The following is a 15,378-nucleotide window of genomic DNA, read 5'->3' on the forward strand; positions in this document are numbered from 1 at the left end:
GAATATTTTTGGGGGAATCCAGATCTGAAATTTGCGGAAGCGTTAGTGAATCGAAGTGATCTAACCCGTAAAATCGCGCAGCTAAAGCAGCGGCTGGAGCGAGTCGTTAAAGTTCAAGAGGGTGAGGAGTCGGCTGAACAACCTGAAGCTCTTTTGCAGGAGTTAGTTAGAAAGAGCTGTGAATGAACAGACGATTTTGATCCGAGTGATCAATCGATCGCCGATGCGCTATCGGAACGGGACAAAATGCTACAGCTACGCAAGCTGCTTAGCGATTTGCTTGAACAGGCTTCCATTACTCAGGATCGCTTCAGTCGCTCGGAGGTTCGTTTTCAAAGAACAGTAGATGTCGCTCAGATTCAGAAGCAGATGGATGAGTTGAAGTTGGAAAACTGACAGATGCCGGGGACGGGGATATTTTTGCTGTGGTTTAGCTTTTTCATAACATGAAGTGGCTCTATTAGGATAGGTATATTCGTCATATATAATGTGAAAAAATGTCGAATAATGTTGAATTAAATAGATTGAAATTTGCATGAAAGGCCTGATTTGCCTATATTAACGCTTATTATCCTGTATAATTTACGAATACGCGGATTACTTAACCGCTGTTCAATTCTTAAGTTGATTATTCAGGGTGAGCGTGTGATTCACTGGTCTGGAATTCTTGGCCCTTGTCTCCTCATTCATTCTACTATTCCTTTTTATGAGAGAGAGAAGTGACAAATGACCATGAAATCAATTGCCTGGGTAACCGACAGTACAAGTATCATAGATCCGGAGTTCGCTAAGAATAATCATGTATATATTATTCCGTTAAGGATTATTATCAACAACGAATGTTATAAAGAGAATATAGATATTACGATCGATGACTTCTATGAGAAAATGCGCCAGCATGAAAAGGTAGGTAGCTCGCAGCCTCCAATCGGTGAGTTTATTGAGCTATACGAACGGTTGAAAGAAGAATACGATGAAATTATTGCTGTACATCTTTCTTCAGAGCTCAGTGGCACTTACAATGCTTCGATGCAAGGCGCCGAAATAGCGGAGGCCAATGTAATTGGAATTGATGCCAAGGTTGGCGCTTATCCTATCCGAGAAATGATCATGCGCGGTATACATTGGCAGAAGAAGGGTCTTTCTGGACTAGAAATTAAAGCGAAGATTGAAAATATTATTCAGAATATGTCCTTTTACTTAATTCCTGCAAGCTTGACACAGCTTCATCGCAGTGGACGTGTTTCTGGATCACAATTTGTACTTAGCCAATTGCTGCGTATAAACTTGCTGCTTCGTTTTGACGAAGGGAAGGTCGTTGTTGTGGAGAAAATCCGTACAATGAAGAAAACGCAACAGGCGCTTTTGGAGATATTTAAACAGGATGTAGGGCTTGTTAGTGATGTATGTATCATGCATTCAAATAATTTAGAGATGGCACTCAAGCTAGAAGAGGACATAAAAGCAATGGCGCCTGACTTACGAACTGAGATTATGACCTATATTCCTGCTGTGGCTGTTCATGCGGGTGAGGGTACTGTAGGGCTGTCCTGGATCAAGAACACTAGCATCAATAGTATTCATCCGGGTGCTGCGCCTTTAGCCTTCCCTGAAGCGTTATTTGCATAGAGATGAACAAAGAAATCGCCCCTTGGGAGATGGATGGGTGACCACCATTGTACCAACGGGCGATTTCTTTTTTTGAAGTAGGATGCTGTTATTTGATTGCACGACGACGGAACATTTGTCCCATTACATCACTTAGCACGAGTCCAGCTGCAATGGCTCCAGAGAGCATTAATGCCCGTACAGCGATTTCTACGGCCAGAGTATAGTCCTCTTCCACAAATTTACGCATAGCATCGTAAGCGAGACCACCCGGAACAAGCGGGATAATACCACCTACACTAAAAATAATAACCGGCATTTTGAAGGATCGCGCAAAAAATTGGCTGACGATGCCCACTATTACACTTGCTGCAAACGTAGCTACAACAGGCCCGAACTCTACATTAAGAAGCACATACACCATCCAGCCCACCATTCCGGCAAAACCACACTGTAGTAGTGAGCGCTTAGGCGCATTAAATAGAATACAGAAGGTTGCCGCGGCGATAAAACTGGTTATAAGTTGCAAAATCATGAAGGGCTAACCTCTTTCACATGGATATTAAAATAGTGATAGTACAAGCCCGATACCTGTACCGATCGCAAATGCAGTTAGAAAGGCATCGGCTCCCTTGGATATGCCTGAGACCAGATGACCGGCCATCAGATCACGAACGGCATTAGTAATGAGTAGTCCGGGTACTAGAGGCATAACGGAGCCTATAATGATTTTGTCCATCTCTTGACCTATCCCCAGCTTTACAGAACAGAAGGCTAGAAGTCCGATCAGGAAGGAAGCAGAAAACTCTGCAAAGAATTTAGTCTGCACTAAACGATGCAGATAGATGACCGCAGCGAAGCCTAGTCCGGAAATCGGCAAGGCGGGGAGAGCATCCCACAAACTACCTTTAAACATAACGGTGAAGCAAGCACCAGTAAGGGCGGCTGCTAAGATCTGCAGCCATACGGGATAGACAGGTGAGGCTTCATCGACTTCTCCTAATTTTGCACGAGCTTCCTCAGCTGTAATCTGACGTTCGCTTAGACGCCGAGAAATGTCATTGACCTCCGATACCTTCTGCAGATCTGTTGTTCGCTCCGCAATTCTGTATAACTTAACAGGTTCTATTCTATTTGTGGTGAACATTATAACGGTTGGCGTCACATAGCTATGTGCTCCTGGGAACCCGAGAGATCCTGCCATTCGTGTCATCGTATCTTCAACTCTGGATGTTTCTGCACCATTCTGCAGCATGATCTTGCCAGCAAGAAGACAGAGATCAACGATTTCATAATACGTAGTGTTAGTGTTGCTCGTGCTATCCAACTTCTCCGGTCCTCCTCTGGAATGTGATTATCTATGTTTACATATTTCGATTGTCGCTTCATCTACGTGAAAATAACAATCCCAATATAGCATTATAAACGATATGGTGTGTATTTTAATATAGTTTTTATTTATAGTGTCCGCCGATCTTTCCAGATCTGTCCTTAAGCTGCCCGGCATCTGTAAAAGAAGCTGCTCGCCCAATGATCGTCTCCCCATATTTATTCTTGAGGGCATCGGTCGCCCGTTCGAGTTCACGATAGCGAGGGCGAGACTCAAATAGGGTTAGCTGGTACTGGCTTTCGTCAGATAGATTGGACAGGCTTAAGTGGATTCTACGCACAGGCTGACCGTCCCAGTGGAGCTTGAAGAGAGAAAGAGCTGCCTCATATACCAGCAGGGTGGCATTCGTAGGATCGCTCATTGTAGTCTGTCTTGAGAAGCCTGTGGGGTCATCAAAGCTTGCACCTTGGCAGCCGATAGACACGACTGCACCATGCACTTTCAATTTGCGGCAACGTCTACATACAAGCTCAGATAGCTCAAGAATGATGGTCTTAATATCTTGCAGCTTATAGTAATCCCTTGGCAGCGTCATTTGGTGCCCGACACTCTTGGGTGCGACTTCATAGGAGCTTGGGCTCACGGGGCTGTCATCGATGCCATTGGCTATCCGCCAATATAGCTCGGCGTCGATATCACATTTTTTGTGGAATTTCTCCCGCATGCGCCATTTTAGCTCGCTTAGCGGCATCTGTGCCAAATGACCAATCGTCGTAATACCCATACTTTGGAAATGGGCGGACATGCGGCGACCTACCATGAACAGCTCGCTAATGGGGAGAGGCCAGAGCACATTCGGAAGCTCCTCGTGAGCGAGGGTGAATATACCATCCGCGTTCTTCTTGGCCCACAGGTCGCAAGCCATTTTGGCGGTAACCTTGGAATATCCTATGCCGATGCGCGCACGCACACCTGTGTTTCTACGAATTAGATCCTGAATGGCGGTAGCGATCTCCCTTGGACTGCCAAATAAGCTGACGCTACCGCTGACATCAATAAACTGTTCATCGATAGAATAGGGCTCTACCTGGTCGCTAAACTTACGTAGAATATCTGTGATTTGAGAGGAGACATCGATATATTGCTGCATATGTGGTCTGACCACGATGACTTCGGGGCATTTTACCAGCGCTTCCTTCAACGTCTCAGCGGTAGTAATGCCATAAGATTTGGCTATAGGGCAGGCAGCCAGCACAATACCGCTCCGTCTAGCTGGGTCTCCAGCAACGATCAGCGGCTTATTGCTGTACTGCGGATTAGAGGCTTTTTCCACGGAGGCATAGAAGCTTTGGCAATCAGATAGCATAATGACACGCTCTTTATTCATAGGTTCACACGCTCCAGGTGAGTTAGAGATACCTTATATTTTTTCTCCATATTATAATACGAACATATGATCGTGTATATTCGTGTTTATTTCCATTTATTTCGTCTCAAGTGTGCATAGACCTGTAGCCACGCCCCCAGAGATAATCGTGAGGATGGAGTGGAAGAAGGTTTCCTTGGAAATCAGGAGTCCCCCCACGCCGATAATCATAAAGTCGGTCAAAAAAATGATGAATCCAAGGTTCAGCGGGACATACCTTTTTATAAATTGAGCGAGCAGATCGGTGCCACCCGTACTTGCTTTAAACCGCAGCATAATTCCAAGTCCCGTTCCCATCAAAAAACCGCCAATAATGGCGCTAGAAATGGAACCAAACTCAAAATAATATAGAAAGTGATATTGGAAAGGACCGAGAAGCTCGATCAGAAATGATGAGATCAATAGGCCGAGTACACTGTTGTAAAAGATATCGCGTTCCTTTAACCAAGCGAGCAGAAAGATAGGAAAGCTGCAGAGAATTATAGCTACGCCAATTTTAGCGTCGGATAAATAATTAATAATGAGGGCTATCCCTATTATTCCCCCATCCAGGATTTTATATGGTACGAGAAAAAAATTAGTTCCCGCAGCAACGAGTAAGCTTCCTAAAAGAATGATAAGGTATCTTAATGGCCGCATATTTAACATCTCCACATTAAAGGCATGTCTATAAATATGCTTGTCACTTCCAAAAAATTGCAGTTGAACAAAAAAACCTGATTATGAATCAGGGTTAAACAGTCTTATATTACATAGTGTGTGAGGAATAGACGGTTCCTAACGCTCAAAAGACACCAAGTAACTAAGCGTAAGCAAGTCAGAAATGAAAGTATGAATGTAACGGTATGGAGGAAGGAGCACGTGTCCAATAATCGGAGACGTGCTGCTTGTGTTTTTAACGGGAGTAACGCTTACGAAAGCGAAGCGGAGAGATTCCGATCTGCTGAGCAAATCGACGCGAGAAGTAGGCGGCACTCTCGAAGCCGGTACGTTCTGCGATTCCGGCTATAGAAAGCTCAGTCTTAAGCAGCAATAGCTTAGCCTGTTCCAAACGGTAATCCGTCAAATACTCCATCGGAGTCAGCCCATATACTCGTTTCATGCAGCGAGTAAGGTAGTTATAGTGAAAATGCAGTGCGTCCGCTAGTGAGGCATTGGAGAGAGGCTCCGCATAATGATTACGGATATAAGTCTCCGTCTGCTCTGCAATTTCCACCGCGTGACTTTCTGAAGTATCATGCTGTGCCAGATCCATCATCCGCAGCATTTCTTCAAATATCCGTTGCTGCTGCTAAACTGCGCTGGAACGCCGGCCCGTAGACAGCTGTAATAGCATCTCAGCTTGTCCACTCCGTTCAAAAGGGTCAGGGAGAGGGCCGAACTGTGGCACTCGAATGGTATACGGAGGAGTAAGAAACTGCCGAAAATGTGTTTCACGGTTGATATACACGGGTCCACCCTCAGAGCTAGACCAATCTGCAAGGGTATGAAAATGAATCCATATAAATGAAGTGGTCTCATCACATGGCTTAACGGAGTAATGATAGTGATCGGGCAGTAATAGCAGTGTATGTCCCGCCGAAACCTCCCATTGATTATGGTCCTCCCCGATAAATAGACAGCCTTGTTCTACAATAAGTAGATCAAATATTCCAATATGGCTTCTATTCGGATGCTGATCTCCGGGTTGATAAACCGTGCGATTGCATTCTAGAAAATAAGGAAATGGCGGCGCAGCGAAATGTATAAATGAAGGGCCCATTTTGTAATTATCCCTCCTTTCTAAAGTGTGAAATAGTACAAAAAAGGGGTTGCTTCTGATCGTATTTTTAATCTATTCTACCCCCTATAATTATTATTAGCGAGTATGAAATAAGGCTGAGGGGAAGATGAGGATGAACAAGATTATACAGGATCAAGAAGTTGTAAAAGATCAAACTGTTACCATTCAAGATGATTTCTGGGGCGGATACATTAGGCTGGTCCAGAACGTTGTTATCCCCTATCAATATGAGGCATTGCACGATAGAGCTCTGGGAGCTGAACCGAGTCATGCCATTGCTAATTTTGAGATTGCTGCGGGCCGGAAGACTGGCGAGTTTTACGGCTGGGTATTTCAAGATAGTGATGTGGCTAAGTGGCTGGAGGCTGTTGGTTATTCCTTAAGCATTACACGTGATCCTGAGCTAGAGCGTCAAGCGGATGAAGTGATTGACCTCGTTGGCGAGGCGCAGCAGGAAGATGGATACTTAAATACTTATTTTACGATAAAAGAACCGGGTAAACGCTGGACCAATTTGAACGATTGTCATGAGCTGTACTGTGCTGGACATTTCATAGAAGCTGCCGTTTCTTATTATGAAGCTACTGGCAAAAGAAAACTGCTCGACATCATGTGCCGAATGGTTGATCATATCGATTCTGTGTTTGGACCGGAAGAAGGCAAAATGCAGGGCTATGATGGGCATCAGGAGATTGAACTCGCGCTCGTTAAGCTGTATCGATTGACAGGTGAGGAACGATATTTGAAGCTCAGCAGCTTTTTTATTAATGAGCGAGGTCAACAGCCGAATTTCTTAAAGGAACAATGGGATAATCTGGGGAAGATCAATTTTTTCACAGGTCGGAAGGAGGATCTTGATTTAAAATATTACCAGAGTCATCTTCCAGTAAGAGAGCAGAAGGTGGCTGTAGGTCATGCTGTACGTGCGGTTTATATGTATACTGCTATGGCTGATCTTGCCGCTATTACTGGAGATGAATCACTTCGTGAAGCATGCGAGAGACTGTGGAATAACATTACGAACAAGCAAATGTACATTACAGGCGGGATCGGCTCTACACATAGAGGGGAGGCGTTCACCTTCGATTATGATCTGCCTAACGATTCGGTGTACGCAGAGACTTGTGCCTCTATTGGGTTGATCTTTTTTGCACAGCGTATGCTGAGAATATCACCGGATGCACGTTATGCCGATGTCATGGAGCGGGCGCTTTACAACAATGTACTGGGCTCGATGGCACAGGATGGCAAGCACTATTTTTATGTGAACCCACTGGAAGTATGGCCTCAGGCATGCAGTTGCAACCCGGAGAAACATCATGTGAAGTCTGAACGTCAAGGCTGGTTTGGCTGCGCCTGCTGCCCTCCGAATGTCGCGCGTCTACTTACTTCGCTCAATCAATATATTTACACGGTTCATGGCGATACACTCTATACGAATTTGTATATTGGAAATAATCTGAACACTAAGCTGAGTGGAACGGATGTTACGATTCAGCAAGAGTGCAACTATCCATGGAAAGGTACAGTCTCGATGAAGATCAATCCGAAAGAGGAAGCGGGGTTTGGGATTGCTTTACGGATTCCATCGTGGAGTCTAGGAATGGAAATCAGCGTCAATGGTGAAGCGCTGAACACTGCTGAGAACATCGAGCAGGGATACCTCGTTATTCGGAGAATGTGGAGAGCAGGAGACATAATCGAAGTGAATGACCCAATGGAGGCACATCGCATTTACGCTCATCCCAATTTGCGTGCAGATGCTCAAAAAGTAACGTTTCAACGCGGACCGCTTGTGTATTGCCTTGAAAGTATCGATAATGGTGAGCCTTTAAGCTCTATTTCTTTAAAAGAAGACGGTGAACTTACGGCGGCTTTTGATGAGACTTTTCTTGGTGGCGCTGTTGTTGTCGAGGCAGATGGACTGCGTGTTGATCAAGAGAGCTGGAGTGGTGGACTTTACAGCAGAGAGAAAGCACCTCTTCAATCCGTTAAGGTCAAAGCTGTTCCATATTACTTGTGGGGTAATCGTGGCAGTGGTGAAATGAAGGTATGGATTCCGGAAGGTAGTATGTGAGTTATAGGACAGGCAAAGTAATTTAAGGTTTAGGATAGCAGGGATTTACGCTTTATTGTATGCTATATTTGATCGGGACAAGGTATCTGATCATTTTACAGAAAATATTGGAGGCATCACAATGAGCAAACGTTATCGAATTACAAGAGCTATGCAGAATGATGGAGATTCAGTACAAACCATATCTTTAGAAGAGTGTAAGCAATATTTCGCGTCCAAACCTGATTTCACCTATACATCAGTTTATACAGTAGTAGGCGCCACTACGATGTCGATTGAGGGAGAATTCTTTATGTGGAGCTTTGGCGATGCTACAATCCCGTTTAGGTATTATGAAGGCGATATTTACGTTTCTGGAAATAATGAAGCTGTGATCCCGAGAATGCTTGAGGTTGCGAGTGATTTAAGAGCAGATGTTGTGGAAGGGTAAAAAATGACCCCTGAGAGTTCAGGAGTCATTCAGCGTTAATTATAGATCCGCCCAATCGTTCAAGTGAACGGTTGAGCGGATTTTTTTAACCCAGTTCTACAACTACGTGGTGTACTGCACCGTCTCCAACTGGAGCAATGATGTTACCTTCGACAGCTGTGCCATCCAGGGTAAGACTAACTACACCTTTGGATACATGGTTCGGGTTCTTGATTTGAATCACATAAGTATCTCCACGGAAGACGCGTGTGATTTCAAAGCTATCCCATTCAGTAGGAATACAAGGATCGATCTTCAGACCATTGAAATCCGCTTGGATGCCAAGGATCGATTGAGTGATGGCTACATAGTTCCATGCAGCAGTACCAGTCAACCAGGAGTTTTTAGCTTCCCCGTGACGAACGGCATCTTTACCTGCGATCATTTGGGAGTAGACATAAGGCTCTGTGCGGTGAATTTCGCTGATATCCTCCAGGTAAGCAGGAGCAATTTTTGCGTAAATTTCAAACGCTCTGTCGCCATGTCCAAGTACAGTTTCAGCGATCATGATCCAAGGGTTATTATGGCAGAAAATACCGGCATTTTCTTTGTAGCCCGGAGGGTACGTAGAAATTTCACCCAGGTTCAGATAGTACTTGGAATACGGTGGCTGTTGCAATACGATACCGTATTTAGTATCCAAATGCTCTTGTACGGATGATAGAGCTTTTTCAGCTTGACCATTTTCCACACCGATACCGGCCATTACGCAGATCCCTTGTGGTTCGATGAAGATTTTACCTTCTTCATTTTCTTTGGAACCGATCTTGTCGCCATAGTGATCATAAGCACGCAGGAACCAATCGCCATCGAAGCCGTGCGTCAATGTGATTTCTTTCATGTTGTCAATCTTAGCTTCAGCATCCACAGCTACATCGTTAAGTCCGCGCATCCGGCAGATTTCAGCATAGTCCGGTCCAACGAAGACGAACAGACCCGCGATAAATACAGATTCCGCAACGCGACCTTCGATGTTGGCAGTAGTTTGGAAAGATTCACCTGGCTCAGTAGAGAAGCAGTTGAGGTTCAAGCAGTCATTCCAGTCTGCGCGCCCGATCAGCGGCAAGCCGTGAGGTCCGAGATTGTTAGTTACATGCTCGAAGGAACGTTTCAAGTGCTCAAACAGCGTAGCGGTGTTATTCGGATCACTGTCAAAAGGAACCTGCTCATCAAGAATCGAGGTATCACCAGTTTCTTTAATGTAAGCAGCCGTTCCTAGGATCAACCAAAGCGGATCATCGTTAAAGCCGGTGCCGACTTCGTTGTTCCCTTTTTTAGTGAGCGGTTGGTATTGGTGATAGGCACTGCCATCTTCAAATTGTGTTGCCGCAATATCGAGAATACGTTCTTTAGCACGTTCAGGAATTTGATGAACAAATCCGAGCAAGTCTTGGTTAGAATCACGGAAGCCCATACCACGGCCAATACCGGATTCAAAGTAGGAAGCAGAACGGGACATGTTGAAGGTAACCATACATTGATATGGATTCCAGATGTTAACCATGCGATCCAGTTTCTCGTCGCCGCTTTGGATTTGATATTTAGACAGCAGGTTATCCCAGTGAGCAGCAAGTGCAGCGAGTGCAGCATCTACTTGAGCATCTGTAGCAAATTGTGCGATCATAGCTTCTGCTGGTTTTTTGTTGATTACATTCAAGGATTCCCATTTATCTTCTTCAGGGTTCTCGATGTAGCCGAGTACAAAGATGAAGCTTTGTTCTTCACCTGGTTCAAGCGTAATGTTAAGTGCGTGTGATCCGATAGGGGACCAGCCGCTAGCTACAGAGTTAGTAGGTTCACCTGCAACTACAGCTTGTGGGCTTTCCAGACCGTTGTACATCCCTACGAAAGCTTCACGATCAGTATCGAAACCAGCGATTTCTTTATTTACGGAGTAGAAAGCATAGTGATTTCTGCGCTCACGATATTCAGTTTTGTGATAGATAACGGAATCCTTCACTTCAACCTCACCGGTGCTGAGATTGCGTTGGAAGTTGGTCATATCATCTTGTGCATTCCAGAGACAGAACTCTGCAAAAGAGAACAGCTTCACGGATTTTTTAGCGGAGCCCGTGTTCTTCACTACAAGACGATGTACTTCTGCATTATGACCCATAGGGACAAAAGCAAGCTGGTTCACAGAAATTCCGTTACGTTCGCCAGTAATGGAAGTGTAGCCAAGACCGTGACGGCATTCGTAGAAGTCGAGATCACGTTTTACTGGCATCCAGCCTGGGGTCCAGAAATCACCATCATCATAAAGATAGTAGTAGCGGCCGCCGGTATCCAGTGGGATATTGTTATAACGGTAACGGGTCAATCTTCTGAGACGAGCATCTCTATAGAAGGTGTAGCCACCAGCTGTATTGGAAATAAGTCCGAAAAATTGCTCATTACCAAGATAGTTAATCCAAGGGTAAGGGGTTTTAGGTGTGTTAATTACATACTCTTTTCGAGTGTCGTCAAAGGTTCCGAATTTCATGTGAGAAAGTCTCCTTTCGATTGTGAACGCGCGTTTATAAGTTTCAGAAAAAATTCCCTCGAGGGAAGGGAGTTTTTTCAATGCTTTTAAGCAGGACAATTAAAGCAGTAGTTTCGATACCGAATCAAATAGCAGCTTCACGGAAAAATATGTAGATTTCTTCAGCGAAGGATTGATCTTAAGCTATTTTTTCGGCGATTGACAGGAATCTCTCTCAACTAAACGAGCTGGAAAGCTGATCGTGCTAAACGTCGGCTGCTGTGAATCACACAACTCGATTACTTTTTCCACTGCAGCCTTAGACATTTCATAGATCGGCAAGCGTACAGAGGTCAGCTTAGGCTGGATACGGGATGCTAGCTGAATGTCATCAAATCCGACCATGGAGAGATCTTCAGGGACAATGATTCCGTGTTCGGAGAACGCTTCCATCGCTGATATAGCCATATCATCGTTGGAGGAGAAGAATGCCGTTGGCAAAGGATCTCCAGAAGCAAGGAGCTTCTTAACCTCTTCGTAAGCAGTCTCTTTTAGAAAATCACCTTTCAGAATAAATCTCTCATTTACAGGCAGGCCATGTTTCTTCAGCGTATCTTCATAAGCCGTATAACGCTCTCGTCCAGAGTACGTATTCATTTGCCCACAGATGATGCCAATCTCTTGATGACCCAGAGAGATCAAATATTCAATCGCTTCTGTGGTGCCCTCGTAATCTTTGGAGTTCACAATGGCCAGATGATTGCGGTCAAGATGCTCCGACATAATCTCAGAAATATCATAATCAATTAATACGAGAGGAGAGTCGAGCCCTACCATTTCTCGGACGATATTAATATCCTTCTGAGTGCCGACAATGATACCGCCGTCAATCCGTTTTTGAAGAAAAGCTTGCTTTACCTTGATGAAATCGTCGGGAGAGTAAACCGTATGAATCAGTACATAACATCCGCGGGCATTCGAGGTGTCGACTACGGCATCAACGAATGGAGCAAAGTAATTGTTCTGATAAATTCGGGTAGTATTCTCCTTCTCGTTCATACTGATGGCGAAGAGTCCGATCGTATCGGTCTTCTTACCGGCTAAAGCCCTTGCAAAGCTGTTCGGTTCGTACTGATGTTGCTCAATCACCCGCAGCACTTTGGCCCGGGTTTCTTCAGGGACGTTGGAATAATTGTTGATCACGCGGGATACCGTACTTCGGGAAACCCCGGCCAACTTAGCTATATCTTCGCTGCGCATGTTTCCCCTCTTTTCATAAACGCGCGTTTATGAGTTTATTGTAAGCGAAAGCATTGTATAAATCAATCGTAAATAATAAGAAATTTGTGAAGAAGGGAAGAAACTAGTTAATAGTTTGTATAAGATTTTTGCAGAGAAAGTGCATTGAAAGCTATAAAAGTCATGCTACTATTGTGATAATGATTATTGAGAATGATAATCAATGAAAATATAGCATTGGAGTGAAGGGATAATGGTAAGATGGGGTCGGAAGTTTTTATGGTCAGCAGTACTTATTATGGCATTGACCGCGCTGGCGGCATGCGGAACGAATAGCAATACTACGAAAGATAATGTTGCTAAAACAGAGAATGCAGAGGAATCAACCTCAGCTAGCGGCACACCGAGCGAAGGAAGTGGAAATGCTTCGGAAGAGGTTGCAACTCGGACGATTACAGGGGAATTCGGAGATGTTGAGATTCCAGTCAACCCTAAACGGGTGGCCGGGATTTACCTTGAAGATTATTTGAAGGCATTGGGGATTACCCCGGTGGTTCAGTGGTATCATCCAAGCTGGGGCAAACAGGATTACTTAAATCTCGATGTGCCAGAATTTGATATCACCGGAAGCTTGGAAGCGTTGTTGGAGAAAGACCCTGACTTGATTATTGCGGACGGAGGCGCGGATGCGGCGAGGTATGAACAATATTCCAAGATAGCACCAACGTATCGTCTCCCTGAGGCGGCGCTGCAGGACTCAAGACAAGTGCTTACAGCGATTGCAGATGCGCTCGGTATTCCGGAGAAGGCTGAGGCTGTGCTCGCCGAGTATGATCAGAAAGTGGCAGATGGAAAAGCTAAACTGCAACAGGCTCTGGGGCAAGAAAAAGTAGCAGTGATCCGGCTCAACGTAGCGGATAAGACCTTTGCTTTGTTCGGTGTTAAAAACCGTTTTATCGGTGTGATTTATTCTCAATTTGGCCTGACACCCGTGCCTATGGCTGCAGAAATGACCGAATATCAATCTATTATTTCCGAAGAACTTATTCCTCAGCTCGAAGCGGATCATATCATCGTATTCCCTGACAACGGGGGCTGGGATACTGAAGGAAATCAGGAAGCGATCCAAATTCTTGATGGGCCGCTGTGGAAGAGCCTACCCGCAGTGAAGAACGGGAATGTTTATAGAATGGAACGTTCCCACTGGCAGACTGGTGCCATCACGGCCAATTCGATGAAGCTTGATGACCTGCTGGAAGCTATGGTGAAATAAATGGCAGCTGCCTTGAAGGAATAGCAAAAAGAAGGTCTATCAGCACCCTTGATAGACCTTCTTTTTTGTTTTACACTGAAGTGAATGAAAATGGTTCTCAATTGGGGGCGGGAGAATGGCAAAAGATTTGCAAGACAGCAATAGAAGGAAGCTATTCTATAGCTTGATAAATATAGAAACCCTATCCCTGTCAGGAAGCGGACAGTGTGAGGTGTTTCAGGATCATACACTACTCATTGTATCGGAAGGACAGGGGTATGTTGAGGCTGAGTTGAGGCAGTTTCCACTGGAAAAAGGTACTGGGTTCTTGTTCGAACCAGGGTTATTAAGCAAAATCAATGCCGAGGAGCGGGGGCTTAGCTTTTATCGGCTTACTTTTGAAATCATCGAAACCGGGGAAAACAGGCAGAGTGAAATAGAAGGAAGGACTAAAGAGGACATCCTTCGATCTGGTTTGTTAAGCTGTAGACCCTTTTCACAATGTAAATTACTGCTAGAGGCTATCTACAATAGCCGTAGAAGCACAGATGAGATCGAATGGTTCGCAGGCCATACGCGCTTTCAGGAGCTGCTGCTGCTAATCATGCGTGCAAATTCCTCTTTCGTTCAGGTCACGGGTGATCATGAGGCAATACAGCGTTCCATTCACTACATGGTGGAGCATTATAACCAAGCCGTAACCGTCGATCAGTTGGCTGAAGTAGCAGGTATTACACGTGCGCGTTACACACAAACATTTAAAGAGGTGACAGGGAGGGTTCCCTTGGAGCATTTGAACGGGCTTCGTATCGAAAGAGCGCAGCAGCAGCTACTGCTGACGAATGACCGTATGCATGATATCGCGGTATCCGTCGGATATAGTAATGAGTATTATTTTAATCGGCGTTTTAAAAGATCGGTGGGTGTTACTCCAGGCCAATACAGAAGCTTCCATCAGGATGGGTTGAGGGTGTTTGCTCCTTTTTTGGAAGATTATCTATTGGCTCTGGATATTACGCCTGTGGCGCAATATTGTCACGCCGAGTGGGGGAAACAAGAGTACTTGGCTCTCCACAATGTGCCTGAGGTAGATATTTCGACTCGTAATTGGCAGGAGCTCTCCCGGTATACGCCCGAATTGATCTTGCTGGATAATGGCTTTCATCGTTGGCATCTGGAGGAGTGCAGCCGGATCGCTCCGTTGTTCAAGCTGCCTGTTCATCAAGAGGATTGGCGTGCCACATTGTATTCCGCAGCAGCCGTCTTTGGCAGAACGGAACGTGTCCAGGAAGTGATCGACAATTATGAGCATCAGGCACAGCAAGCCAAGCAGCTGCTTACCCGTTCCGTCTATAGTCAGACCATAGCTTGTTTAAGAATCTCAGTCTACGGAATCACTCTCTATGGATGTGAGGATTTGGGGTATACAGGAAGCGTGCTTCATCATGATTTGGGCTTGCAACCCCATAGCTTGGTTCGGAAGTTGACCCGTGGAAAGAATCGGGTGAACCTGACAAAAGAAGAGCTTGCCAATCTGACTGCGGATCATTTGTTTATTACCTTTGATCAGCTTGAAGGGGGAGGACGGGAACTGCTGGATACACAACTCTGGCGCAACTTGCCTGCTGTACGTAACGGCAGCGTATATGAGGTGGATTTCATGGCCTGGATGAATTACGGCGTATTGTCGCATCAGCGTAAGATTGAGGATGTATTAAGAGCGTTAGGATAAG

Annotated in this window: 13 protein-coding genes and 1 pseudogene; 6 read left to right on the forward strand and 8 right to left on the reverse strand. The window is 45.1% G+C overall.

Annotated elements, in window-relative coordinates; translation table 11 throughout:
* Positions 1–45: 45 nt before the first annotated feature.
* Together NYE25_RS01670 and NYE25_RS01675 are read left to right on the forward strand one after the other, a co-directional pair.
* Positions 46–396: pseudogene (locus NYE25_RS01670) on the forward strand (DIP1984 family protein).
* A gap of 330 nt (positions 397–726) precedes the next feature.
* Positions 727–1,629 carry a DegV family protein gene (locus NYE25_RS01675; RefSeq protein ID WP_316502726.1) on the forward strand — a complete coding sequence of 301 codons (903 nt, stop codon included), beginning with the start codon at positions 727–729 and terminating at the stop codon, positions 1,627–1,629.
* Between the two features lie 88 nt (positions 1,630–1,717).
* Here the strand turns inward: NYE25_RS01675 and NYE25_RS01680 are convergent, their stop codons facing one another.
* The 6 genes from NYE25_RS01680 to NYE25_RS01705 all read right to left on the reverse strand — a co-directional run bounded on the left by NYE25_RS01680 (position 1,718) and on the right by NYE25_RS01705 (position 6,126).
* Positions 1,718–2,143 (reverse strand): threonine/serine exporter family protein, encoded by a 426-nt coding sequence (locus NYE25_RS01680; RefSeq protein ID WP_341054022.1) that lies wholly within the window; start codon positions 2,141–2,143, stop codon positions 1,718–1,720.
* Between the two features lie 27 nt (positions 2,144–2,170).
* The gene (locus tag NYE25_RS01685; protein ID WP_042187254.1) at positions 2,171–2,935 is read right to left on the reverse strand and encodes a threonine/serine exporter family protein; all 765 of its coding nucleotides are present in this window, start codon (positions 2,933–2,935) and stop codon (positions 2,171–2,173) included.
* A 127-nt stretch (positions 2,936–3,062) separates the two neighbouring features.
* On the reverse strand, positions 3,063–4,325 hold the full coding sequence (locus NYE25_RS01690) for a DNA polymerase IV (RefSeq protein WP_341144962.1): 1,263 nt from the start codon (positions 4,323–4,325) through the stop codon (positions 3,063–3,065).
* A 96-nt stretch (positions 4,326–4,421) separates the two neighbouring features.
* Positions 4,422–5,012 carry a YitT family protein gene (locus tag NYE25_RS01695; protein ID WP_341144963.1) on the reverse strand — a complete coding sequence of 197 codons (591 nt, stop codon included), beginning with the start codon at positions 5,010–5,012 and terminating at the stop codon, positions 4,422–4,424.
* Positions 5,013–5,259: 247 nt separating this feature from the next.
* Positions 5,260–5,631 (reverse strand): helix-turn-helix transcriptional regulator, encoded by a 372-nt coding sequence (locus NYE25_RS01700; RefSeq protein WP_341144964.1) that lies wholly within the window; start codon positions 5,629–5,631, stop codon positions 5,260–5,262.
* A gap of 24 nt (positions 5,632–5,655) precedes the next feature.
* Complete coding sequence (locus NYE25_RS01705) at positions 5,656–6,126, reverse strand: hypothetical protein (RefSeq protein ID WP_341144965.1); 471 nt, start codon at positions 6,124–6,126, stop codon at positions 5,656–5,658.
* A gap of 133 nt (positions 6,127–6,259) precedes the next feature.
* Between NYE25_RS01705 and NYE25_RS01710 the strand changes: the two genes are divergently transcribed.
* A complete protein-coding gene (locus NYE25_RS01710; RefSeq protein WP_341144966.1) occupies positions 6,260–8,224 on the forward strand; it encodes a glycoside hydrolase family 127 protein in 1,965 nt (654 codons plus the stop codon).
* A gap of 121 nt (positions 8,225–8,345) precedes the next feature.
* Positions 8,346–8,654 carry a hypothetical protein gene (locus NYE25_RS01715; RefSeq protein ID WP_341144967.1) on the forward strand — a complete coding sequence of 103 codons (309 nt, stop codon included), beginning with the start codon at positions 8,346–8,348 and terminating at the stop codon, positions 8,652–8,654.
* Positions 8,655–8,739: 85 nt separating this feature from the next.
* On the opposite strand, the gene NYE25_RS01720 is transcribed toward NYE25_RS01715, so the two are convergent.
* On the reverse strand, positions 8,740–11,175 hold the full coding sequence (locus tag NYE25_RS01720; RefSeq protein ID WP_076282974.1) for a GH36-type glycosyl hydrolase domain-containing protein: 2,436 nt from the start codon (positions 11,173–11,175) through the stop codon (positions 8,740–8,742).
* A gap of 183 nt (positions 11,176–11,358) precedes the next feature.
* Positions 11,359–12,414 carry a LacI family DNA-binding transcriptional regulator gene (locus NYE25_RS01725; RefSeq protein WP_341144968.1) on the reverse strand — a complete coding sequence of 352 codons (1,056 nt, stop codon included), beginning with the start codon at positions 12,412–12,414 and terminating at the stop codon, positions 11,359–11,361.
* Between the two features lie 232 nt (positions 12,415–12,646).
* Between NYE25_RS01725 and NYE25_RS01730 the strand changes: the two genes are divergently transcribed.
* A complete protein-coding gene (locus NYE25_RS01730) occupies positions 12,647–13,666 on the forward strand; it encodes an ABC transporter substrate-binding protein (RefSeq protein WP_341144969.1) in 1,020 nt (339 codons plus the stop codon).
* Positions 13,667–13,781: 115 nt separating this feature from the next.
* Positions 13,782–15,377, forward strand: a complete 1,596-nt coding sequence (locus NYE25_RS01735) for a helix-turn-helix domain-containing protein (RefSeq protein ID WP_341144970.1) — start codon at positions 13,782–13,784, stop codon at positions 15,375–15,377.
* Position 15,378 lies beyond the last annotated feature (1 nt).

Source organism: Paenibacillus sp. FSL E2-8871 (assembly GCF_038000345.1).
GTDB lineage: Bacteria > Bacillota > Bacilli > Paenibacillales > Paenibacillaceae > Paenibacillus_AQ.